This is a genomic window from Streptomyces sp. NPDC098789 (assembly GCF_044759975.1).
Classification (GTDB): Bacteria; Actinomycetota; Actinomycetes; order Streptomycetales; family Streptomycetaceae; genus Streptomyces.
The window spans coordinates 63,867-90,181 of sequence record NZ_JBIWAJ010000019.1; the positions used below are offsets into that span (position 1 = coordinate 63,867).

Consider the following 26,315-nt stretch of genomic DNA (forward strand, 5'->3'; position numbering starts at 1 on the left):
GGTCGGCAGGCGTGTTCCGGGTGGAGTCACAAGGGCGGCGCGCAGGGCGTCCGGCCGGTCCGGATCACGGCTCTCCCAGCTCTTCGTCGATCATTGCGAACACTTCGTCCTGGGAGGCTCCCCGCAGGTCCCAGCTCTGCGCGGCGCTGCCGCCCGAGGTGACGACCGAGTCGGGGCTGACGCGGCGCAGCAGTTTCTCCAGCCGCTCCGCCACCTCGCCCTTGACCGGGTCGTCGTCGCGCAGGGTGGCCAGCTCGACGTCCAGGCGGTCCAACTCGGCCAGCACCGGGCTGGTGTACGTCTCGTCGGCGACCAACAGGTCGCGCAGATAGCCGACGAGGTCGGCGACCGTCGGATGGTCGAAGACGAGCCCGGCCGGCAGCTTGTGGCCGACCACGCCACCGAGGCGGTTGCGCAGCTCCACCGCGGTGACCGAGTCCAGGCCGAGCTCCGCGAACGAACGGGTGAGCGGCACCGATTCGGCCCCGTCATGGCCGAGGACGGCCGCGGCGTGAGTGCGCACCACCTCGCGCAGCACCCGGTCCTGCTCCTTACGAGCCAGGCCGAACAGACGCTCGGCAAGGCCGGGGCCCTGCGCGGCGCCGGTACCCGGCCCGCCCGCGGCCAGCTCCTGAGGGCGCTGGACCTCCGCGAGACCGTACAGCAGAGGGCTGGGGCGCGCGGCGGTGTAAGCGCGCTGGAACTTGTCCCACTCGACGTCGGCGAGGACCACGAAGGTGTCGTCGCCCGCCAGGGCCCGCTCCATGGCGAGGGTGGCGCGCTGCGGGTCCATGAGCGGCACGCCGTGCCTGCGGCGCAGATCGGCGACGGCGTCCTTCTCCGCCATGCCGCCCTGGGCCCAGGCGCCCCAGCCGATGGAGGTCGCCGCCTGGCCGTGGGCCCTGCGGTACCAGGCCAGCGCGTCCAAGTAGGCGTTTCCCGGAGCGTAGTTGCCCTGGCCCGCGGCGCCGAAGGTGCCCGCCGTGGAGGAGAAGAGCACGAAGGCCGACAGGTCCACGTCCGCGGTCAGCTCGTGGAGGTTCCACGCGGCGCCCGCCTTCGAGCGGAGTGAGGCGGCTACGCGGGGCAGGGTCAGGGTCTCCAGCGGGCCGTCGTCCAGTGCGGCGGCGGTGTGGAAGACCGCGGTCAGCGGCAGTTCCTCCGGGATGCCGGCCAGGGCGTCCGCCAAGGCGTCGCGGTCGCCCGCGTCGCAGGACACGACCGTCACCCGCGCGCCCGCCGCGCTCAGTTCGGCCCGCAGCGCGTCGGCGCCCTCGGCATCGGGGCCGCTCCTGCTCAGGAGCATCAGGTGCTCGGCGCCTCGCTCGGCGAGCCGGCGTGCGATGTGGCCGCCGAGCGCGCCGGTACCGCCGGTGATCAGGACGGTGCCCTTGGGGGGCTGCCAGGCGCCGTCCCGTCCCGGGGACGCGGCGACGCGCACCAGCCTCCTCGCGAGGACGCCGGAGGGGCGCACCGCGAGCTGGTCCTCGCCGCCGGCGCCGGTCAGCAGGGCGCACAGCCGGTCGATGTCCCGCTCCCCGGGCTCGGCGGGCAGGTCGATCAGGCCGCCCCAGCGGTCCGGGTTCTCCTGGGCCGCGACCCGGCCGAGTCCCCACACCATCGCCTGGCGGGGGCCGGTGAGTTCGGCGCCGCCGCCGGTGGAGACCGCGCCGCTGGTGACGCACCACATGGGGGCGGTGACCGCGGTGGTGGCCAGTGCCTGGATCAGCCCGAGGGTGCGGGTGAAGCCGAGGGGCACGCCGGGGTGCGCCGGGTGGGAGTCCTCGTCCCGTCCGGTCAGCGCGAGGACTCCGGCCGCGTGCTCGTGTCCTTCGACGGCGCGCAGTCGTGCGGAGATCTCGTCGACGTGCGCACGTTCGCCCGTGGCGGCGGCGTACTCGGCGCGCTCCGCGGGCAGCAGGACCTGGCGGACGGTGCCGCCGCGGCGCTCGATGCCCGCGCCGATGGCCCACACCGTCGGGTCGTCGGCGCGCTCCTCGGGCACGGCGAGCAGCCAGGTGCCGGTGAGGCGGGCCTGGGTGTCCTGGACCGGCGCCCATTCGATCCCGTAGCGCCAGGCGTCCACGGTGGACTCCTCGCGCTGCTTGCCGTGCCAGGCGGAGAGCGCGGGCAGGACCGTGGCGAGTGAGGAGCGCACGGGGTCGTCCGCCACGCCGAGCGCGGCGGCGAGCGATGCGGTGTCGCCGCCGTCGACCGCCGTCCAGAAGGCGCTGTCGACACCGGAGCCCGCGGTGTCCCGCGCGGGCGCGGGGGCGTCCAACCAGTAGCGCTGCCGGTGGAACGCGTAGGTGGGCAGGTCCACGGTCCTGCCACCGTCGAAGGTGCTCGACCAGTCCACGGGGGCGCCGGCGACGAACAGTTCGGCGAGGGAGGTCAGGAGTCTGCCGCGGCCGCCGTCCTCGCGCCGCAGGGTGCCCGCGACCACGGGGGTGGCCGCGAGGTCCGCGAGGCTGGCCTCGATGCCGGCGGTCAGCACCGGATGCGGGCTGACCTCGACGAAGACGCCGTGGCCCGCGTCGGCGAGGGCCAGCGCGGTCTGCTGGAAGCGGACGGGTTCGCGGAGGTTGCGGTACCAGTACTCGGCGTCGGCCACACCGTCTTCGAGGAGCTCGGCGGTGACGGTCGAGTACATCGGCACCCGGGACGGGCGCGGGGTCACGGAGGCGGCGAGCTCAAGGAGGGCCTCGCGCAGCTGCTCGACCTGCGGGGTGTGCGACCCGTAGTCCACCGGAATGCGACGGGCACGTACGCCGTCGCGCTCGCACACGGCCATCAGCTCGTCCAGCGCTTCGGCCTCACCGGCGACGACCGTGGACTGCGGGCCGTTGATCGTGGCGACGCTGATCCGGCCCGCCCAGGGCTCGATCAGCTCCTCCGCCGCGTCCTCGCCGACCGGTACGGACACCATGCCGCCCTGGCCCGCCAGTTCACGCCCGATCAGCTGGCTGCGCAGCGCGACGATCCGCGCGGCATCCTGGAGGGAGAGCACGCCGGCGACGACGGCAGCCGCCAACTCGCCCTGGGAGTGGCCCACTACGGCGGCGGGTTGGACGCCGTGCGCGCGCCACACCGCCGCGAGCGAGACCATGACGGCCCACAGCATCGGCTGGATCACGTCCACCCGGTCCAGCGAGGGAGCGCCCTCGCGCTCGCGCAGCACGTCCGCGGGCGCCCAGTCGATGTGCGGGGCGAGGGCCGCCGCGCACGCGCCGAACCGCTCCGCGAACGTCGGTGAGGAATCCAGGAGTTCGGTCGCCATCCCCGCCCACTGCGAGCCCTGGCCCGGGAAGACGAAGGCCGCCTTGATGTCGCGCGCCGCGCAGCCATGGACCACGCCGGGGGTCTCGTCGCCGTGGCCGAACGCGGCCAGGCGGCGCAGCAGTTCCTCGCGGTCGCGGCCGATGACGACGGCGCGGTGCTCGAATTCCGCCCGGGTGGTCAGGAGCGAGCGAGCGATGTCGACGGGGCCGGCCCCGGGAGCGGCGCTGACGTGTGCGTGCAGGCGCAGTGCCTGCTCGCGCAGGCTTTCCGGGCTCTTGGCGGAGATCACCCACGGCAGGTGGTCGCCGGTCTCCTCGGCGGCCTCGGGCTCGACCTCTGGCTCCGGGGCGTGTTCGAGGATGACGTGGGCGTTGGTGCCGCTGATGCCGAACGAGGAGACGGCCCCGCGTCGCGGCCTGCCCGTCTCGGGCCACGGCACGCTCGCGTCGGCGAGCCGCACACCGGCCGAGTCCCAATCGATGTGCGAGGTGGGCTCGTCCGCGTGCAACGTCCTCGGCACCACGCCATGCCGCAGGGCGAGCACCATCTTGATGACGCCCGCGACACCGGCCGCGGCCTGGGTGTGACCGATGTTGGACTTCACCGAGCCGAGCAGCAGCGGCTCGTCCTCTGCGCGGTCCTTGCCGTACGTGGCGAGGAGTGCCTGGGCCTCGATGGGGTCGCCGAGCGGGGTTCCGGTGCCGTGCGCCTCCACGGCGTCGACGTCGACGGTGGTGAGCCCGGCGTTGGCGAGCGCCTGGCGGATGACCCGCTGCTGCGCGGGACCACTCGGCGCGGTCAGGCCGTTGGACGCGCCGTCCTGGTTGAGCGCGGAGCCGCGGATCACCGCGAGGACGGGGTGCCCGTTGCGGCGCGCGTCCGACAACCTCTCGACGACGAGCATGCCGACGCCCTCGGCGAAGCCCATGCCGTCGGCATCGGCGGCGAAGGCCTTGGAGCGGCCATCGGGCGCGAGGCCGCTGATCCGGCTGAACTCCACCATCGGGCGCGGGGTCGACATGACGGTGACACCACCGGCGACCGCCAGCGTGCAGTCGCCGCTGCGCAGGGCGTGCGCGGCCTGGTGCAGGGCCACCAGTGACGACGAGCACGCCGTGTCGACGGTGATCGCGGGGCCTTCCAGGCCGAGGGTGTAAGCGATGCGGCCGGAGGCGACGCTGTTGGCGCTGCCGTTGCCCAGGTAGCCCTCGTAACCGCTGAGCAGGTGGGGAAAGCGCGCGGCGTAGTCGTTGTAGATCAGCCCGGTGAAGATGCCGGTCGGGGTGGCGCGCAGGGTGCCGGGGTCGATACCGGCCCGCTCCAGCGCCTCCCAGGTGGCCTCAAGGAGCAGCCGCTGCTGCGGGTCGGTGGCTTGGGCCTCGCGGGGCGACATTCCGAAGAAGCCGGGGTCGAAGTCCGCCATGTCGTGCAGGAATCCGCCGACCTTGGCGAAGTGCAGGTCGGGGGCCTCGGCGTTGTGCAGGTCGACGGAGTCCCAGCCGCGGTCGGTGGGGTAGTCGCCCATGGCGTCGCGTTCGTCGGTGAGCAGCTGCCACAGCTCTTCGGGCGAGCCGACGCCGCCGGGGAAACGGCAGCTCATGCCGATGATGACGATCGGGTCGTCGGCCGAGGCAACGGTGGCCGATACGGCGGTGGGGGTGGCGCGCACCGGTGCGACCCCCGCGTCCACTCCGAGTTGGATGGCGACTTCGGCGGCGAGGGCGGCGGGGGTGGGGTGGTCGAAGACAGCGGTCACCGACAAGCGCAGTCCGGTAGCCGAGCCGATCCGGTTGCGCAGCTCGACAGCGGTCAGCGAATCGAAGCCCATGTCACGGAAGGCACGATCGACCTCCACCGCTCCGGCGGAGCCGTGGCCGAGAACCAACGCGGCCTGAGCGCATATGAGTTCCGTCAGCTCGCGGTCGCGTTCGGCGGGGTCGAGTGCGGCAAGGCGCTTGCGCAGCCCGTCGCCGCTGCCCACCGGGGTGTTGGCGGCGGCCCGCTTGACCGTGGTACGCACCAGAGCCCGGAACAACGGCGCCAAAGGCCGCTGCTCGCGCAACACGGCCAGGTCGAGACGGACCGGAACCGTGTACGCGTGCGGCAGGCGCACCGCGGCGTCGAAGAGAGCGAGACCCTCATCGGTGGCGAGCGGCCTGATACCGGCCCTACGCATACGGTCCAGGTCAGCGGTCCCCAGCGCACCCGTCATCGCACTACGGTCCGCCCACAATCCCCACGCCAGGGAGTGCGCGGGCAGCCCCTGGGCGCGCCGCTCCTGCGCGAGAGCATCGAGGAAGGAGTTCGCCGCCGCGTAACCGCCCTGCCCGGGAGAACCGAAAACTCCGGCAGCCGAGGAGAACAGCACGAACAACGCGAGGTCCCGGCCACGAGTGAGCTCATGCAGATTCCACGCCGCATCCAACTTCGGACGAAGCACCGTATCCAGACGCTCAGGCGTCAACGCGGAGACGACACCATCATCCAAGACTCCAGCGGCGTGCACCACACCGCACAGCTCGTCGAGACCGTCCAGGAGAGTACCCAGGGCGGCACGATCGGCGGCATCGCAAGCCTCCACGCGCACCGTGGCACCCAACGCCGTCAGCTCCGCGACCAACTCCCCCGCACCCGGAGCATCCGGACCACGACGGCCAGTGAGCACCAGATCCCGCACACCATGCTCTGTGACCAGGTGGCGGGCCACCGCCGACCCGATGACACCGGTACCACCGGTCACCAACACGGTCCCGGTCAACGCGGCCCGCGCATTGGTCAGGACCACCTTGCCGATATGCCGGGCCTGACTCATGTGCCGGAAAGCCTGCGGCGCCTGACGCGTATCCCACGCGGTCACCGGCAACGGCGCAAGCTCCCCGCTCGCGAAAAGCTCAGCCAGATGCGCGAGCATCTCACCCAGCCGGTCCGCGCCCGCCTCACCCAGATCGAAAGCCCGGTAGCTCACCCCACCATGGGCCGCCGCCACCTCCTCCGCATCACGGATATCGGTCTTGCCCATCTCCAAGAACCGGCCCCCGCGCGGCAACAACCGCAACGAAGCGTCCACGAACTCCCGAGCCAGACTGTTGAGAACAACATCAACACCCCGACCCCCGCTCTGCTCCAGGAACCGGTCCGCGAACTCCACACTCCGCGAGGAAGCCAACCGCTCCGCAGCGACACCGGACTCACGAACCGTGGCCCACTTGCCCTCACTCGCCGTCGCATACATCTCGACCCCGAGGTGCCTGGCCAACTGCACGGCAGCCATGCCCACCCCGCCCGCCGCCGCATGCACCAACAGCGACTCACCCTCACGCAACCCAGCCAGATCGACCAACGCGTAGTAGGCGGTCAAAAACGTCACAGGCACCGACGCCGCCCGAGCGAACGACCACCCCACAGGCATCGCAACGATCATCCGACTGTCCGCCACCGCCGAAGGACCGGCATACGAACCCGACAGCAGACCCATCACCCGGTCACCCACCACAAGCCCGGACACACCCGGACCCACCTCGGTCACCACCCCCGCACCCTCACTACCGAACAACGCCTCGGTGTGAGGTACGACGCCCAACGCCACCAGCACGTCACGGAAGTTGACCCCGGTGGCGCGCACCGAGACCCGGACCTGGCCCTTCTGTAGGGGCACCGTGGCGCGCGGGTCGGCCACCAGACGCAACCCGTCCAAGGTGCCGCCCGTGTCGAGGTCCACACCCCAGGCCTCGGCCCCGGGAAGGGCCAGGGTGTCGGCGTTGGCCGGGGCTACCCGGCGCATGCGGGGTACGGACACGGCTCCGGAACGTACGGCGAGGGAGCTCTCACCCATGGCCACCGCACCGGCAACCGCGGCGGGCAGGGCGACGGTGGACGACGGCGCGTCGTCCAGGTCGACCAGCAGGAAGCGATCGGGGTGTTCGGAGTGGGCCGAACGCACCAGGCCCTGGACCGCCGCGTACCCCGGGTCGGGCCGCTCGCCGGGTGCGACGGCCGAGCCGCCGCGGGTCACCACGGCGAGCCTGGCCTCCTCCAGCTCCGGCAGGGCCAGCCACTCCTGAACGGTACCCAGCACGGAGGCCAGCAGTTCACGGGTGACGGCGGGGGCGGCAGCAGTGCCGACGGCGTCCGGTCGCGGGCAGGGCAGGAGCACGGTGTGCGGTACGGCGCCGCCGCTGCGGATGCTCGCGGTGAGCGCCGCGAGGTCCTCATGCCGTGGCAGATCGAGGCCCGACAGCCCTTCGCCGATGACCGCGGCCGATCCGCCGGCTTCAAGCTGCTCCGAGTCACCGCCCAGCGGTGCCCAGTTGACCTCGTAGAGCGAGTCGACGCTCTGGCCCGCGAGCGCGTCCGCGGTCAGTGGCCGCGAGGTGAGGGTCTCGATGGTGAGGACCGGCAGCCCGGTGTGATCGGTCAGCTGAACCGAAAGGGCGTCGTCGCCCCTCGGCGTCAGCCGGGCCCGGACCGCGGTGGCACCGGTCGCGTGGAGTCGGGCCCCAGCGAACGAGAACGGCATCAGCCGGTCGCCCCGCCCTTCCAGCAGGGTCACCAGACGCGTCTGGAGCGCCGCGTCGACGAGGGCGGGGTGCACCCCGAACCGTCCGGCGTCCCGCTCGGCGCCCTCCGGCAGTACGACATCGGCGAACAGTTCCTCGCCGCGCCGCCACACCGCACGGATGCCCTGGAAGACCGGGCCGTAGCCGTATCCCGTGGCTGCCAGGCGCTCGTACAGGCCATCGATGTCCACGGCCTGCGCGCCGGCCGGCGGCCAGACGGTGTCCCGCACGGACGGCTCTTCGACGGGCGCGGCGACCAGCACACCCTCGGCGTGACAGGTCCACTCGGAGTCGTCGTCCTGCCCGGGGCGGTACGCCCGGGAGTGCAGCCGCACCGCGCGCCGGCCCTGCTCGTCGGGGGCCTCGACGGCGACCTGGAGGTCGACCGCCGTGTCACCGGTCGGCACGACCAGCGGGGAGTGCAGGACGAGCTCGTCCAGCAGCTCGGTGCCCACGCTCTCACCGGCCCGCAGCATCAGCTCCAGCACGGCGGCCCCCGGCACGAGCGCCCGGCCCATCACCACGTGGTCGGCCAGCCAGGGGTGGGTGTGCAGGGAGATGCGGCCGGTGGAGACGTGGCCGTTGCCGTCCGCGAGAGCGATGCCGACGGCCAGCAGCGGGTGGCCGAGCGCGGAGAGCCCGGCCCCGGACATCCCCGCGGTGCCGGTCCCGCCGTCCAGCCAGTAGTGCTCGGTCTGGAAGGCGTAGGTCGGCAGCGCGACCCGGCGGGCATCACTTCCCTCGAAGACCGCCGACCAGTCGGGCGTACCGCCCCGCACCCACAACTCGCCGAGCGAGGACAGGAACCGACGGCTACCACCCTCATCGCGGCGCAGGGTGGCGCCCGCGAACACCTCGACGCCCATCGCCTCACCGGTCTCCTCGACCGGAGACGTCAACACCGGATGCGCACTCACCTCAAGAAACGTGACGTGCCCATCCGCGATCAGCCCACGCACCGTCTCCTCAAACCGCACCGGCTGCCGCAAATTACGGAACCAATACTCCGCATCAGCCACACCGCCCTCAAGGAGCCCACCCGTCACAGTCGAGTACATCGGCACGTCACCCGCACGCGGCGACACCGGAGCAGCCAGCTCCAGCAGAGCCTCACGCAACCGCTCCACCTGCGGGGTGTGCGACCCGTAATCCACCGGAATACGACGCGCCCTTACGCCGTCCCGCTCACACACGGCCATCAGCTCGTCCAGCGCCTCGGCCTCACCAGCCACCACCGTCGAACGCGGACCATTCACCGTCGCCACACTCACCCGACCAGACCACGGCTCGATCAACTCCAGCGCAGCATCAGCCGCCAACGGCAACGACACCATGCCGCCCCGACCCGCCAACTCCCGGCCGATCAACAGACTGCGCAGCGCCACGATCCGCGCCGCATCCTCCAACGAGAGGACCCCAGCCACCACAGCAGCCGCCAACTCACCCTGCGAATGCCCGATTACAGCAGCGGGCTGGACACCCGACGCACGCCACACCGCCGCGAGCGAAACCATCACCGCCCACAACATCGGCTGAACCACATCCACCCGGTCGTAGGACGGCGCACCCGTCCGCTGACGCAGCACGTCCTCCGGCACCCAGTCGACGTACGCCGTCAACGCAGCCGCACACGCCGCGAACCGCTCCGCGAACACCGGCGAAGAATCCAGCAGCTCCACCGCCATCCCCGCCCACTGCGCACCCTGACCCGGGAAGACGAACACCACGCCGTCTTCCCTGTCCGCCCGCACCCCCGACACCACACCCTCAGCAGGCTCACCCGCCGCCACCGCCTCCAGCCCCGCCAGCAGCTCCTCACGACTCGAACCCAGCACCACAGCCCGATGCTCAAGACCCGCACGCGACGACACCAACGAGTAGCCGACACCCGTGAGCGACGCGGCCGATGACGTCATGAACTCCCGCAGCCGCACCGCCTGTTCGCGCAGCGCCGACGCCGACTTCCCGGAGAGCGCCCACGGCACCACACCGCCACCGGCCACCACGCCGACCGCCGGTCCCGGCTTCGCCGCCGGGGCCGACTCCTCCACGGGAGCCTGCTCCACGATCACGTGCGCGTTCGTCCCGCTCACACCGAACGAGGACACACCCGCACGCCGTACCCGACCCGTCTCCGGCCACGCACGACCCTCGGTCACCAACTCCACCGCACCCGACGACCAGTCCACCTTCGGCGTCGGCTCATCCACGTGCAAGGTCGCCGGCACCACACCGTGCCGCATCGCCTCCACCATCTTGATCACGCTGGCCACGCCCGCGGCGGCCTGCGTGTGACCGAGGTTCGACTTGAGGGAGCCGAGCAGCAGCGGCCGGTCCTCGGGCCGGTCCTGGCCGTACGTCGCCAGCAGCGCCTGCGCCTCGATCGGGTCGCCCAGTGCCGTGCCGGTGCCGTGCGCCTCGACGACGTCGACCTCGGAGCCCTTCATACCCGCGCTCGTCAGCGCCTGCCGGATCACACGCTGCTGCGCGGGGCCGTTGGGCGCGGTCAGTCCGCTGGAGGCGCCGTCCTGGTTGACTGCCGAGCCGCGGATCACGGCGAGAACCTGATGCCCGTTGCGCCGAGCGTCGGAGAGCCGCTCGACCAGCAGCAGGCCCACTCCCTCGGCCGCGCTCATGCCGTCGGCGGACGCGGCGAACGCCTTGCTGCGGCCGTCGCGTGCCAGGCCCTGTTGGCGGCTGAACTCCGTGAACAGGTCGGGCGTCGACATGACCGCGACCCCGCCCGCGAGCGCCATCGAGCACTCGCCGTGGCGCAGCGCCTGAATCGCGAGGTGCAGCGCCACCAGCGAAGAGGAGCACGCCGTGTCGACCGTGACGGCGGGACCGGTCAGGCCGAAGGTGTAGGAGATGCGCCCCGAGGCCACGCTGCCCGCGGTGCCCGTCATGGCGTGCCCCTCGACCTCTTCGGGGATCGCGGGCAGTCGGCTTCCGTAGTCGCGGAAGCTGGAGCCGATGAAGACGCCCGTCCTGCTGCCGTCCAGGGCGTCGGGGGCGATGCCGGAGCGCTCGAACAGCTCCCAGGAGGTTTCCAGCAGGAGCCGCTGTTGCGGGTCCATGGCGAGCGCCTCGCGCGGCGAGATCCCGAAGAGGCCCGCGTCGAACTGTCCCGCGTCGTGCAGGAATCCGCCCTCGGCCACGTACGAGCTGCCGGGGCGCTCTCCGGTCACGTCCACCAGGGATCCCGCGTCCCAGCCGCGGTCGGTGGGGAGTCCGGTGATGGCGTCGCCGCCCTCGGAGAGCAGCCGCCACAGGTCCTCGGGAGAGGCGACCCCGCCGGGGAACCGGCAGCTCATCCCGATGATCGCCATCGGCTCGCTGTCCACCGACTCCGCTGCCTGCAGCCGCGTTTGGGTCTCTTTCAGCTCGGCTGTGACCCGGGTCAGGTAATAGCGGAGCTTCTTGGCGTCGTCCATGCTTGCGTGCCCCCGAAAGTGAGACGGAAGTGTGCGTGCGCCCGCGGAAAGGCGCGTGTCGGAACCGCGGCGTCGATCAGGGGCTCAGGAAATCCCGAACTCTTTGCCGATGTACTTGAAGAGGTCGTCGTTGCTCGCGGATTCGAGGTCTTCGGCGTCGAGGGCTTCCTCGCCGTCCACACCTGGCCCGGATGCGGTACGGAGCAACTGGCGCAGCCGTCGCGCTAGTTCGGATCTCCCAGGATCTCCGTCGGGCAGTTGCCCCAGGAGCTCCTCAAGCTGGTCGAGTTCGGCAGTGCCGGGGGCCGGCGCGTCCGTGGAGCCCACGGCCGCGTCGTTGTCGCCGAACAGTGCGTCGCCGAGGTAGCGGACGAGTTCGTGCACGGTCGGGCAGTCGAAGACGATCGTGGCGGGCAGTCGCAGACCGGTCGCCGCGTTGAGCCGGTTGCGCAGTTCCACGGCGGTGACCGAGTCCAGGCCCATTTCCAGGAATCGGCGCCGGAGCTCCACCGTCTCCCCGGAGTCGTGGCCGAGTACGGCTGCCACCTGCTGACGGACCGCCGTGCGCAACTGCCGTTCGCGCTCGGCCGGTGCGAGGCCGGCCAGCCGCTCGGCCAGCGTGAGGGTGGCGGCCGCGTCGGTGGGTTCGTCCCGCGTGAGTACGGCGCGGGCCTCCGGCAGCTCGTCGAGCAGACGGCTGGGCCTGGCCGCGGTGTAGGAGTACGCGAACCTCTCCCAGTCGATGTCCGCGATCACGAGGCTGGTGTCGCCGTGGGCGAGCGCGGTCTCCAGTGCGACGGTGGCGCGCTCCGGCGGGAGCAGCGGCACGCCGTGCCGGATGCTGGTGTCGCCGACCACGTCCCGGCCTGCCATGCCGCCCCTGGCCCAGGAACCCCAGGCCACGGAGGTGGCCGCGAGCCCCTGCGCACGGCGGTACTGGGCCAGTGCGTCCAGGTAGGCGTTGCCCGGCGCGTAGTTGCCCTGACCCGCCATGCCGACCGTGCCCGCCAGCGACGAGAACAGCACGAAGGCGGACAGCCCCATGTCCTGAGTCATCAGGTGCAGTTGGTGTGCCACAGCTGCCTTGACCCGCAGCACCCGGTCGAGCTGTTCGGGCGTCAGCGTGGTGAGCGCCCCGTCGTCCAGTACTGCCGCGGTGTGCACCACAGCGGCCAGCGGGCAGTCGTCGGGCACCGAGTCCAGCAGGTGGCGCAAGGCCTCCGGGTCCGCCACGTCGCAGGCGACCGTGGTGACGCGGGCTCCGGTGGCGGCCAGTTCGGCTTCGAGATCGGTGGCGCCGGGGGCCGTACCGCCCTGCCTGCTGACGAGCAGCAGGTGCTCGGCGCCCTGAGCGGCCAGGCGTTTGGCGACCTGGCTACCGAGTGCGCCGGTGCCGCCCGTGATCAGTACCGTGCCCTTGCCCGGCGTCCAGCCGTCGCCCAGCGCGCCGGTGAGAGGCGCGCGGACGAGCCGGCGCCCGTAGGTCGCGGTCGAGCGGACCGCGACCTGATCCTCGTCGGGCCCGGCCGCGAGCACGTCGCAGAGCCGCGCGAGGGCGCGCCCGTCCGGCTCCCGCGGGAGGTCGACCAGACCGCCCCAGCGGGTCGGCAGCTCCTGGGCCGCCACCCTGCCGAGGCCCCAGACCAGCGCCTGTGCGGGGCTCGTGAGCGGGTCCCGCTCACCGATGGACACCGCGCCCTGGGTGACGCACCACAGCACGGCGTCCGAGTCGGCGGCCTCCAGCTGCTGGAGCAGCGCGAGGTTCTGGGCGAATCCGGCCGGGGTGACGGACGCCTCCGCGAGCGGACTCTCGTCCTGCGCGAGCAGCGACAGCACACCGGCTGCCGCGGAGTGCGCGGCCAGGGCCTCGGCCCACGGATTCCCGCCCTGCCCCGCGTCCTCGGCGCCGCGCACGACCAGCGGTTCTACCACGGCCTCCTGGGCACGCAGGGCCCCGGCCACCGTCTCGTACAGCGCGCCGTCGAGCTGGTCCGGGGTGACGGCGACCAGCCAGGTTCCGGACAGGGCGGCCTTGGGGCCGGACGGCAGCGACTTCCAGTGCGCCCGGTATCGCCACGACTCCATGCCGGCCGCTTCCGCGTGCCGCTTGTGCCAAGCGGCGAGCGCGGGCAGTACGGACGTCAGCCCGGCCTGCTCCTCGTTCAGGCGCAGCGTCTTCGCAAGTCCCTCCAGGTCCTCGCGCTCCACCACCTCCCAGAAGGCGGCGTGCGGATCCGCGGTCGCCGCGGCGCGGGCCGGCGCGGTGTCGAACCAGTAGTGCTTGGTCTGGAACGCGTAGGTCGGCAGTTCCACCCGGCGGGCCCCGGTATCTGCGAACACCGCCTGCCAGTCCGGCACCCCGCCCTGCACCCACAGCTGGGCCAGGGACCTCAACCACCGCTCCGGACCACCCTCACCACGGCGCAGGGTGGCGCCCGCGAACACCTCGACGCCCATCGCCTCACCGGTCTCCTCGACCGGAGACGTCAACACCGGATGCGCACTCACCTCAAGAAACGTGACGTGCCCATCCGCGATCAGCCCACGCACCGTCTCCTCAAACCGCACCGGCTGCCGCAAATTACGGAACCAATACTCCGCATCAGCCACACCGCCCTCAAGGAGCCCACCCGTCACGGTCGAGTACATCGGTACGTCACCCGCACGCGGCGCCACCGGAGCAGCCAACTCCAACAGCGCTTCCCTCAAAAGCTCCACCTGCGCCGTGTGCGACCCGTAATCCACCGGAATACGACGCGCCCGAACCTCATCCCGCTCGCACACGGCCATCAGCTCGTCCAGCGCCTCGGCCTCACCAGCCACCACCGTCGAACGCGGACCATTCACCGTCGCCACACTCACCCGACCGGACCACGGCTCGATCAACTCCAGCGCAGCATCAGCCGCCAACGGCAACGACACCATGCCGCCCCGACCCGCCAACTCCCGGCCGATCAACAGACTGCGCAGCGCCACGATCCGCGCCGCATCCTCCAACGAGAGGACCCCCGCCACCACAGCAGCCGCCAACTCACCCTGCGAATGGCCCACTACAGCAGCAGGCTGGACACCCGAGGCACGCCACACCGCCGCGAGCGAAACCATGACCGCCCACAACATCGGCTGGACCACATCCACCCGATCCAACGACGGCGCACCCTCACGCTCCCGCAGAACATCCACCGGAACCCAGTCCACATACGGCGCCAGAGCAGCCGCACACGCACCGAACCGCTCCGCGAACACCCGCGAAGAATCCAGCAGCCCGACCGCCATCCCCGCCCACTGCGCACCCTGACCCGGGAACACGAACACCACATCCGACGCACCCTCGCGCCGCACCCCGGACACCACACCCTCAGCAGGCTCACCCGCCGCCACCGCCTCCAGAGCCGCCACCAACTCCTCACGACTCGAACCCAGCACCACCGCCCGATGCTCAAAACCCGCCCGCGACGACACCAACGAATGACCGACATCCGCAAGCGATACACCAAGCGACACAGCGGACGACGTCACGAACTCCCGCAACCGCACCGCCTGCCCACACAACCCCGCAGCCGACTTCCCCGAAAGCACCCACGGCACCACACCCCCCGCCGGCTCCGCCACCGGGACCTGCTCCTGCTCCTGCTCCTGCTCCACCACCGGGGCCTGCTCCACGATCACGTGCGCGTTCGTCCCGCTCACACCGAACGAGGACACACCCGCACGCCGTACCCGACCCGTCTCCGGCCACGCACGACCCTCGGTCACCAACTCCACCGCACCCGAGGACCAGTCCACCTTCGGCGTCGGCTCATCCACGTGCAAGGTCGCCGGCACCACACCGTGCCGCATCGCCTCCACCACCTTGATCACACCGGCGATGCCCGCGACGGCGGAGGTGTGGCCGAGGTTCGACTTCAGCGAGCCGAGCAGCAGCGGCCGGTCCTCGGGCCGGTCCTGGCCGTACGTCGCCAGCAGCGCCTGCGCCTCGATCGGGTCGCCCAGTGCCGTGCCGGTGCCGTGCGCCTCAACCACGTCGATGTCCGACGCTTCGAGCTGCGCGTTGGCCAGCGCCTGACGGATGACCCGCTGCTGCGAAGGCCCGTTCGGCGCCGTCAGGCCGTTGGAAGCACCGTCCTGGTTGACGGCCGAGCCGCGGATCACGGCCAGCACCTGGTGACCGTTGCGCTGTGCCTGGGCCAACGGCTCCAGGAGCAGCACCCCGACGCCCTCGCCCCAGGCCGTGCCGTCCGCTGCCGCGGCGAAGGGCTTGCACAGGCCGTCGGGGGCGAGTCCTCGCTGTTGGCTGAACTCGGTGAAGACGCCCGGGGTCGACATCACGGTCACTCCGCCGGCGAGCGCCATCGAGCACTCGCCATGCCGCAACGCCTGCACCGCCAGGTGCAGCGCGACCAGCGAGGAGGAGCACGCGGTGTCCACCGTCATGGCGGGGCCCGTCAGCCCGAAGCTGTAGGAGATGCGCCCCGAGGCCACACTGCCCGCGGCGCCGGTGAACAGATAGCCTCCGGATTCCTGGGCGTTGGTGGCGTCAGCCCCGTAGCCGTGCGGGACGGCGCCGACGAAGACACCGGTCCTGCTGCCGCGCAGCGTCTCCGGGTCGAGGCCGGCGCGCTCCACGGCCTCCCACGAGGTCTCCAGAAGGAGCCGCTGCTGCGGGTCCATGGCGACGGCCTCGCGCGGTGAGATCCCGAAGAAGCCCGCGTCGAACTGCCCGGCGTCGTGCAGGAATCCGCCCTGGTCGACGTAGCTGGTGCCCGCCCGCGAGGAGTCCGGGTCATACAGCGCGTCGAGGTCCCAGCCACGGTCCTGCGGCAGTCCGGAGATGACGTCCTGCCCGTCGAGCAGCAGCCGCCACAGGTCATCCGGCGAGCGTATGTCGCCCGGGAAGCGGCAGCTGGTGGCCACGATGGCGATGGGCTCGTCACCGGACGCGCCGGATGTCGTACGAGAACGCAGGGCGGCGGCTTCCGCGTCGTCGCCGTCCGAACCGTCCGCGCCGAGTATGCGGTCGCGCAGGTGCTCCGCGAGCCGCAGCGGCGTCGGGTAGTCGAACACGGCCGTCTGCGCGAGGGGCTGCCCGATCGCGATGCCCAGCCGGTTGCGCAGGTCCACGGCGGTCAGCGAGTCGAATCCGGCCTCGCGGAACGCCCGGCCCACCTCGACCTCGTGCGCCGAGGCCCATCCGAGTACGGCCGCTGCCTGCGTGCACACCTCGTCCAGCACGATGCGCAGGCGCCGGCTGGCGGTGGGCGCGTCGAGCACCTTCTGCCGGAAACCGTCGACCGGTTCGGCGACCGGAGCGGAAGGCAGCTCCACCTGTACGGGTGCACCGGCGGCCGAGGGCGCGAGCCAGTAGCGGTCGCGCTGGAAGGCATACGTGGGCAGCTCGACCGGCTCGGCGCCTTCGGCGACCGGGGCGTAGACCGCCGACCAGTCGGGCGTTCCGCCCCGTACCCACAGCTCGCTAAGCGAGGACAGGAACCGACGGCTACCACCCTGATCCCGGCGCAGGGTGGCGCCCGCGAACACCTCGACGCCCATCGCCTCACCGGTCTCCTCGACCGGAGACGTCAACACCGGATGCGCACTCACCTCAAGGAACGTGACGTGCCCGTCCGCGATCAGCCCACGCACCGTCTCCTCAAACCGCACCGGCTGCCGCAGATTACGGAACCAATACTCCGCATCAGCCACACCGCCCTCAAGGAGCCCACCCGTCACGGTCGAGTACATCGGCACGTCACCCGCACGCGGCGACACCGGAGCAGCCAGCTCCAGCAGAGCCTCACGCAACCGCTCCACCTGCGCCGTGTGCGACCCGTAATCCACCGGAATACGACGGGCCCGAACCTCACCCCGCTCGCATACGGCCATCAGCTCGTCCAGCGCTGCGGCCTCACCAGCCACCACCGTGGACCGCGGGCCATTGATCGTGGCAACGCTGATCCGGCCCACCCAGGGCTCGATCAACTCCAGCGCAACATCCTCGCCGAGCGGCACGGACACCATGCCACCCTGACCCGCCAACTCCCTGCCGATCAACTGACTGCGCAACGCGACGATCCGCGCACCGTCCTCGACCGACAGCACCCCAGCCACCACGGCAGCCGCCAACTCACCCTGCGAATGCCCCACTACAGCAGCAGGCTGGACACCCGACGCACGCCACACCGCCGCGAGCGACACCATCACCGCCCACAACATCGGCTGGACCACATCCACCCGGTCGTAGGACGGCGCACCCGTCCGCTGACGCAGCACGTCCTCCGGAACCCAGTCGACGTACGCCGTCAACGCAGCCGCACACGCCGCGAACCGCTCCGCGAACACCGGCGAAGAATCCAGCAGCTCCACCGCCATCCCCGCCCACTGCGCACCCTGACCCGGGAACACGAACACCACGCCGCCCGGCTCGCCGGACACCCGGCCGCTGAACACATGGGCAGCGGATCCGCCCGTCTCCAGTGCGTCGAGTCCGGCGAGGAACATCTCGCGGTCCTCCGCCACCACGACGGCGCGGTGTTCCAGCGCAGACCGGGTGGTGGCCAGGGCGCGTCCCAGTTCCTCGTCCGTCGCCGCACTGTCGGCGGCGACCCGCCGCAGCCGTGCGGCCTGTGCGCGCAGCCCTGCCGCTGTGCGGCCCGAGACGATCCAGGGCAGCGGGCCGCCCTCGCGCAGCCGCGCCCCGGGCAGGGGCGCCGCCGCGGGTGCCGCAGCGTCGACGGGTGCCTGTTCGAGGATGACGTGGGCGTTGGTCCCGCTGATGCCGAACGAGGAGACTCCTGCTCGTCGGACCGGGCTGGCCTCGGGCCACGGGGTGCTCTCCGTAGCCAGGCGCACCGCTCCGGTGGACCAGTCCACCTCGGGCGTGGGCCCGTCGACGTGGAGCGTGGCCGGCACGAGTCCGTGCCGGATGGCCAGTACCGACTTGATGACGCCCGCGACACCCGCGGCGGCCTGCGTGTGGCCGATGTTGGACTTGAGCGAGCCGAGCAGCAGCGGCCGGTCCTCGGGCCGGTCCTGGCCGTACGTCGCCAGCAGCGCTTCCGCCTCGATGGGGTCGCCCAGTGCGGTGCCGGTGCCGTGGGCCTCCAGCATGTCCACGTCGGCGGAGCCGAGCCCGGCGCTGGCCCAGGCGTCCCTGATGACCTGCTGCTGGGAGAGCCCGTTGGGCGCGGTGAGGCCGTTGGACGCGCCGTCCTGGTTGATCGCGGAGCCGCGTACGACCGCGAGCACCCGGTGGCCGTTGCGGCGTGCGTCGGAGAGCCGCTCGACCAGCAGCATCCCGACGCCTTCCGAGAAGCCGGTCCCGTCGGCGGCGCCGGCGAAGGCCTTGCAGCGGCCGTCGAGCGCCAGCCCCTGCTGGCTGGTCATTTCGGTGAAGATGCCCGGTGTCGACAGCACGGTGGCACCGCCGGCGAGGGCCAGCGAGCACTCGCCGCGCCGCAGGGACGCCACGGCCAGGTGGAGCGCGACCAGTGAGGACGAGCAGGCGGTGTCGACGGTGAGCGCGGGCCCGGTCAGTCCGAGCACGTAGGCGATGCGGCCCGAGGCGACGCTGGTCGTCTTGCCGGTGAGCATCAGGCCGTCGAGCGTCTCCGGGGCCTCGTGCAGCCGGGGGCCGTACTCCTGGTCCATCGTGCCGACGAACACGCCGGTCCTGCTGCCGCGCAGCAGTTCCGGATCGATGCCGGCGCGTTCAAGCAGCTCCCACGAGGTCTCCAGGAGCAGCCGCTGCTGCGGGTCCATGGCCAGCGCTTCGCGCGGGGATATCCCGAAGAAGCGAGGGTCGAAGTCCGTGGCGCCGTCGATGAAGCCGCCGACTCCGGTGGAGACGCGGCCCCGGCCGTCAGGGCTCAGCAGCCGTTCCAGGTCCCAGCCGCGGTCGTCGGGGTAGTCCGAGATCGCGTCCTGGCCCGCGGAGACGAGCTGCCACAGGTCCTCGGGGGAACTGACCCCGCCGGGAAAGCGGCAGCTCATGGCCACGATGGCGATGGGGTCTTCCGCGCCGTCCACCGCACGGTCGCGGTCGGGCTCGCGCACCGTGACGGCGGCAGGACGCCGCTCTCCGGTCCTGTCGTCGCGTACGGACTCCAGATGTGCTGCCAGCCGGGCCGGGGTGGGGTGCGAGAAGAGGGCGGCCGTGGTCAACCGCCGGCCCAGCACGGTGTTCAGCCGACTGCGCAGATCACCGAGCATGATCGAGTCGAAGCCCAGGTCCTTGAACGAGCGCCGGACGTCGACTTCCTCCGCAGTGGCGTGCCCCAGTACGGCTGCCGTGTGGGCCCGCACCGCGTGCGAGACGTCCGGCGACACGTCGTGTGCACCGCCGGCGCCACTGCCGTCGTAGGTGCCGACTGCCGCGCCTGCCACCGACACGGCGCCCGCGGCCTCGGGGTCAGCGACCGCGCTGTCCAGCCAGTAGTGCTTGGTCTGGAAGGCGTAGGTCGGCAGCGCGACCCGGCGGGCATCACTTCCGTCGAAGACCGCCGACCAGTCGGGCGTACCGCCCCGCACCCACAACTCGCCGAGCGAGGACAGGAACCGACGGCTACCACCCTGATCACGGCGCAGGGTGGCGCCCGCGAACACCTCGACGCCCATCGCCTCACCGGTCTCCTCGACCGGAGACGTCAACACCGGATGCGCACTCACCTCAAGGAACGTGACGTGCCCATCCGCGATCAGCCCACGCACCGTCTCCTCAAAACGCACCGGCTGCCGCAGATTACGGAACCAGTACTCCGCATCAGCCACACCGCCCTCAAGGAGCCGAGCGGTCACGGTCGAGTACATCGGTACGTCACCCGCACGCGGCGCCACCGGAGCAGCCAGCTCCAGCAGAGCCTCACGCAACCGCTCCACCTGGGGGGTGTGCGACCCGTAGTCCACCGGAATACGACGGGCCCGAATCTCACCCCGTTCACACACGGCCATCAGCTCGTCCAGCGCTGCGGCCTCACCAGCCACCACCGTGGACCGCGGGCCATTGATCGTGGCAACGCTGATCCGGCCCACCCAGGGCTCGATCAACTCCAGCGCAACATCCTCGCCGAGCGGCACGGACACCATGCCACCCAGACCCGCCAACTCCCTGCCGATCAACTGACTGCGCAAGGCGACGATCCGCGCACCATCCTCGACCGACAACACCCCCGCCACCACAGCGGCCGCCAACTCACCCTGCGAATGCCCGATTACAGCAGCGGGCTCCACCCCATGAGCACGCCACACCTGCGCCAGGGACACCATGACCGCCCACAACATCGGCTGGACCACATCCACCCGATCCAACGACGGCGCACCCTCACGCTCCCGCAGGACATCCACCGGAACCCAGTCCACATACGCCGTCAACGCAGCCGCACACGCACCGAACCGCTCCGCGAACACCCGCGAAGAATCCAGCAGCCCGACCGCCATCCCCGCCCACTGCGCACCCTGACCCGGGAACACGAACACCACGTCCGACGCACCCTCGCGCCGCACCCCGGACACCACACCCTCAGCAGGCTCACCCGCCGCCACCGCCTCCAGCCCCGCCACCAACTCCTCACGACTCGAACCCAGCACCACCGCCCGATGCTCAAGACCCGCCCGCGACGACACCAACGAATGACCGACATCCGCAAGCGATACATCAAGCGACACAGCGGACGACGTCACGAACTCCCGCAACCGCACCGCCTGCCCACACAGCCCCGCAGCCGACTTCCCCGAAAGCACCCACGGCACCACACCGCCACCGGCCACCACGCCGACCGCCGGTCCCGGCTTCGCCGCCCCGGCCGGCTCCACCACGGGAGCCTGCTCCACGATCACGTGCGCGTTCGTCCCGCCCAGGCCGAACGACGACACACCGGCCAGCAGCGGTACGTCCGGACGCGGCCACGGCGAGCGCTCGGTCTGGACCTGGAGGTGCCAGTCGGCGAGCGGGATGGCCGGGTTGGGCGTCTCGAAGTTGAGGCTGGCGGGAAGCTCCCCCGCTTCAAGGGAGAGCAGGACCTTGAGCAGGCCGACGATGCCCGCGGCGCCTTCCAGGTGGCCGACGTTCGTCTTCGCCGAGCCGACCTGCAAGGGTGCGTCCGTCGGGCGGGCGGATCCGATGACCGCGGCGAGCGCCGCGGCCTCGATGGGGTCGCCGACGGCTGTGCCCGTGCCGTGGAGTTCTACGTACTGGATGTCCTCGGGGCGTACTCCCGCCGCGGTGTGCGCGCGGCGGAGTACGTCCTCCTGAGCCTGCTGGCTGGGGGTGGTGAGGCTGTCACCGCCACCGTTGTTGACGGCGCTCCCGCGCAGCACGCCGTGGATGTGGTCGCCGTCCCGCAGCGCCTGCGCCAGGGGCTTGAGGAGGACGAAGCCGCCGCCCTCGCCCCGTACGTAGCCGTTGGCGCGGGCGTCGAAGGTGTAGCAGCGGCCGTCGGGGGAGAGCCCGCCGAACCGGGAGACGCTCAGGGTGCCGTCGAAGCTGAGGTTGAGGTTCACCCCGCCGGCGAGGGCGATCTCGCACTCTCCCGCGCGCAGGCTCTGGCAGGCCATGTGGACGGCGACCAGGGAGGACGACTGGCCCGAGTCGACGGTGAGGCTGGGGCCGTTCACGCCGAGGAGGTAGGAGAGCCGGTTGGCGATCATGCTTCGCTGCAGACCGGCGAGAGTGTGGTGCGAGACCGCTTGCGAGCTGCGCTGCCGGGTGAGGGTCGCGTAGTCGTCGTTCATCGCGCCGACGAAGACGCCGGCGCGCAGGGCCGCCATGCGCTCGGGGGTGATGCCGCCGTTCTCCAGCAGTTCCCAGCCGAGTTCGAGCGCGAGGCGTTGCTGGGGGTCCATGGCCGCCGCCTCGCGCGGCGAGATGCCGAAGAAGTCGGCGTCGAACTGATCGACCCGGTCGAGGAAGCCGCCTCGTTCGGAGGTTAACTCCGCGGCTTCGGCGGAGCGTTGCGGCCACCGCCCCGAGGGCAGCGGGGTGATCGCGTCGACACCATCGCGCAGGAGTTCCCATAATCGGACAGAAGAGTCGGCCTGCGGCAGACGACAGGAGAGCCCGATCACGGCGATTCGATCGCCATCGCCATCGTCATCATGCCGCACCGAACGAGCACTCCTGAACAATGTGAACCCCCGCTAATCTTCGAAGTTCGCCGAAGCGGTCCCGAATAATCTCCGGGCCAACTCCCAATCCCCATCCGTGAATACACAACTGGCGATCGATGTTGGTTTCCTAATTCACTGCACTTATTAGAACAGTTGATAAGCGCAAGATCGACTGTGTCATACCGCACCAGACCGAGGCAATGTGATGTGGATCACTTTCAGACACGCATCTGGCCTTCCGAGTACGGTGCTTGTAAGCGCGGGGACGACCGCACGGGTCTTGAAACCCTCGAACGATCTGCGTTTCTTTCGCCGCGGCACGCTCTCGAAAGAGTTGACAGCCAAGCACCGGAGACGTAGGACTAGCAGGGTTCAGAAAGCGCCTGCCCAGCCACACTCGGGTGACAGCAGGAGTGTCCCGCGCCTGCCTGACAGGGCCTGTTTCCGGACAGTTTTCCGGACAGTGGCTGAAGAAGCGCGCCGCCGCAGCCGCCCCCGCTGGATGCCTTCTTCCACTATTTGCACGCTGGTAACAATCCGCGCCAGTAAACAGCCAGAGAACAGCCAGGCAACGAGGAGCGACTACTGATGACGCACGCCCTGGAGGGCAGCGCCGACGTCTTAGCCAGGCCCGAGACCCGCTTAGCGGCCGGATTAGCCCGTTCCATGCGGGAAGCCGAACGGGCCGCGTCCAGCCTGCGGGATTTTCACGCATGGTTTGCCGCGTACCTCGAAACGGAAAGTTCAGAGATACGCCGCATCCCTTTCAGTGAGCTGAAAGGCTGGCGTTTCGAGGAGCCGCACGGAAACCTCGTCCACGAGAGCGGCAAGTTTTTTTCGGTCCAGGGTCTACGGGTACGAAACGCCCCCGGGGCGGTGCCCGAATGGGAACAGCCGATCATCCATCAGCCCGAAGTCGGCGTACTGGGCATCCTGGTCAAGGAATTCGACGGTATACCACATTGCCTGATGCAGGCAAAGATGGAGCCGGGCAACCACAACAAGGTACAGCTATCGCCCACGGTGCAGGCGACCCGGAGTAACTACACCCGCGTGCACGGCGGCCGACCGGTGCCCTATCTCGACTTCTTCCGGAACGCCTCCCGGCACCAGGTACTGGCCGATGTGCTCCAGTCGGAGCAGGGATCCTGGTTCTACCGGAAACGAAATCGAAACATCATCGTCGAAACACGCGATGACGTGGAGTTGCTGGACGGCTTCTACTGGCTGTCCGTAGGACAGCTGCACGCCCTGCTGGCAGAGCACGACCTCGTGAACATGGACTCGCGCACGGTCATGGCCTGTTTCCCGTTCACCTCCCCTTCACCGTCCGGCCCGCGGGCTTCCGACGGCGCACCGGCCGCCCCCTGGCCGGTGGAGGGCCCTGGCATCGGCTCCGCACTGGCCAGATCGCTGGATCCCGGATACGGCTCACTGCACTCCCCCGGCTCCGTCCGCAACTGGTTCACCGGGGCGCGGGCCGGCTTCACGGGCGAAGCGCACCTGGTCGATCTCGCCGGCGTCCGCGACTGGCAGCGCTCCGACGACCGCATCTCGCACGACCGCGGTGTGTTCTTCGACGTGATGGCCGTGGACGTACGGACCGGCAGCCGCGAGGTCTCCAGCTGGACCCAGCCGATGATCGAGGCGCGCGGTCAGGGCGTCGCGGCCTTCCTCGTGCAGCGGATCGGCGGCGTACTGCACGTCCTGGCCCGGATCGGCTCCGAACCCGGGTTCATGGATGCGGTCGAACTGGCGCCCACCGTGCAGTGCACTCCGGAGAACTACGCCGTCCTTCCGGCCGAGGCCGCTCCCCCGTTCCTGGACGAGGTGCTGCACGCCCCCGCCGACGCCGTGCGCTTCGACAGCGTGTTGTCCGAGGAGGGCGGCCGGTTCTTCCACACGCGCAGCCGCTATCTGATCGTCGAACTCCCCGCGGAGCGCGAGCTGGTGGAGCCGGACGACTTCCGTTGGCTGACCGTTCACCAGCTGTCGAACCTCGTGCAGCACAGCAACTACCTGAACATCCAAGCCAGAACCCTGCTCGCATGTCTGCACAGCCTGCTGGGTTCGGCCGGAGGAGAATGCACGTGAGTACTTCCCCCTCGACCGGCCCGCTGCGGGTCGGCGTGCTCGGCGCGTCCTCGATCGCGGCGCGGCGCACCCTGCCCGCGCTGCGCGAGACACCGGACACCACCATCACCGCCATCGCCAGCCGGGACCGGGCGAAGGCCGAGTCCTTCGCGTCCCGGTTCGACAGCGAGGCCGTGCACGGATACGACCGACTGCTCGAACGCGACGACATCGACGCCGTCTACGTGTCCGTTCCCAACTCCCTGCATTCCTCCTGGGTGAGATCCGCGCTCGAAGCGGGCAAGCACGTCCTGGCCGAGAAGCCCCTGACCACCTGCGCGGCGGACACCACCGCACTGACCGAGCTCGCGCGGGAGCGCGGCCTGGTGCTGCGCGAGAACCTCGCCTTCGTCCACCACGGCTTCCACCGGAGCGTGGCCGACATGGTCGCGCAGGGGCGGATCGGCCGCCTGCGGCACGTCGACGCGGCGTTCTGCTTCCCGCCGCTGCCCCCGCAGGACGTCCGCTACCGGGCCGAGCTCGGCGGCGGCGCCCTGCTGGACGCGGGCATCTACCCGGTGCGCCTCGCCCAGTACTTCCTCGGCGACGACCTCACCGTCGACGGGGCCGTACTGCGCCACGACCCGGCGTCGGGCGTCGATGTCGCGGGCAGCGCGGTGCTCGCATCGGCCACCGGGCAGATCGCCACGCTCAGCTTCGGCTTCCTCCACACCTACGGCTCCCGCTACGTCCTGTGGGGCAGCGACGCGCGGCTTTCCGTGGACCGCGCCTTCACCCCGCCGCCGACGGCGGCGCCCCTGCTGCGCATCGAGGGGCAGAACCACGCCGAGGAGCTCGTCCTGCCCGCCGAGCACCAGTTCGCCCGCTCGGTGTCCGCGTTCGCCGCCGCCGTGCGACGGACCGTCGCCGCAGGAACCGACCGGGACCACGACAGCTGGGCCGCCACCACCATACGGACCGCCGAACTGCTCGACGCCATAGCGAAGTCGGCGCTCCGCGTCACCGCCACGGAGGACATCTGATGGAGATCGTCGGTAACGGCTTCATCGCCCGCAACCTGGCCGGCTTCAGCGAACGCCATCCGCACGCCACGGTGGTGGCCGCCGGTGTGTCCAGCACCAGCGTGCTCGCGGAGGCCGAATTCGCCCGCGAGGCGAGCCTGGTGGAGGAGGTCACCCGCAGGTGCCGCGCCGACGGCCGCCTCGTGGTGTTCCTGTCCAGCGCGTCCCACGCCCTGTACGGCACCGGGGACACCGCGATGGCCGAGGACGTCGAACTGCTGCCGACCTCGCCGTACGGCAGGCAGAAGCTCCGGCTGGAGCACATCGTCGCCGAATCCGGCACGCCCTGGCTCATCCTGCGGGTGAGTCACGCGATGGGCCGCTGGCAGCGCCCGCACCAGCTGCTCCCCGCGTTCGTACAGCAGGTGCGCAGCGGCAGCGTGCGGCTGTACCAGGGAGCGCACCGCGACCTGATCGACGTGGCCGACCTGACCCGGGCCGTCGACGGACTGCTCGCACAGGACGTGGAGAACGAGGTGGTCAACGTCGCCTCCGGCACGCCGCTGCCCATCCAGGCGGTGATCCACGGCATCGAGAAGCGGCTGGGGCTCTCGGCACGGCACGAGATCGTCGAGGGGCCCCTGTCCCTCACCCGGGTGTCGGTCGAGAAGCTCTGCAAACTGCTGCCCGAGATGCGATCGGTGACCGACGCCGACTACCTCGACCGCATGCTCGACCGCTACGTCCCCTGCTACTGACACACCGCAGCACTACGGAAGCACCGCAGTACTGGCGAAACACCGCAGCAACCGAGCGGCTCCCCCTCTCACCCGTCCCTTTCGTACGGA

4 protein-coding genes and 1 pseudogene are annotated in these 26,315 nt (G+C 70.9%); 3 read left to right on the forward strand and 2 right to left on the reverse strand.

Features of this window, described 5'->3' with window-relative positions:
* Positions 1–64 precede the first annotated feature (64 nt).
* Both ACIQWR_RS31390 and ACIQWR_RS31395 read right to left on the reverse strand, forming a co-directional pair.
* Positions 65–11,185: pseudogene (locus ACIQWR_RS31390) on the reverse strand (type I polyketide synthase); the annotation flags it as partial.
* 171 nt (positions 11,186–11,356) lie between these two features.
* Positions 11,357–22,330 (reverse strand): type I polyketide synthase, encoded by a 10,974-nt coding sequence (locus tag ACIQWR_RS31395; RefSeq protein ID WP_404016477.1) that lies wholly within the window; start codon positions 22,328–22,330, stop codon positions 11,357–11,359.
* A gap of 630 nt (positions 22,331–22,960) precedes the next feature.
* Here ACIQWR_RS31395 and ACIQWR_RS31400 point away from each other — a divergent pair.
* From ACIQWR_RS31400 to ACIQWR_RS31410, 3 genes are read left to right on the forward strand one after another with little or no spacing between them, the layout of a single operon-like run.
* Positions 22,961–24,466, forward strand: a complete 1,506-nt coding sequence (locus tag ACIQWR_RS31400) for an NDP-hexose 2,3-dehydratase family protein (protein ID WP_404016479.1) — start codon at positions 22,961–22,963, stop codon at positions 24,464–24,466.
* Positions 24,463–25,488 (forward strand): Gfo/Idh/MocA family protein, encoded by a 1,026-nt coding sequence (locus tag ACIQWR_RS31405; RefSeq protein ID WP_404016482.1) that lies wholly within the window; start codon positions 24,463–24,465, stop codon positions 25,486–25,488. Before ACIQWR_RS31400 ends, ACIQWR_RS31405 begins: the two co-directional genes overlap by 4 nt.
* Positions 25,488–26,225, forward strand: coding sequence for an NAD-dependent epimerase/dehydratase family protein (locus ACIQWR_RS31410; protein WP_404016485.1), 738 nt, complete (start codon positions 25,488–25,490; stop codon positions 26,223–26,225). Before ACIQWR_RS31405 ends, ACIQWR_RS31410 begins: the two co-directional genes overlap by 1 nt.
* The last annotated feature ends 90 nt before the right edge of the window (positions 26,226–26,315 follow it).

Coding starts and splice junctions, on each gene's coding strand:
- ACIQWR_RS31400 (WP_404016479.1), top strand. CDS start 22,961: ATGACGCACGCCCTGGAGGGCAGCGCCGACGTCTTAGCCAGGCCCGAG.
- ACIQWR_RS31410 (WP_404016485.1), top strand. CDS start 25,488: ATGGAGATCGTCGGTAACGGCTTCATCGCCCGCAACCTGGCCGGCTTC.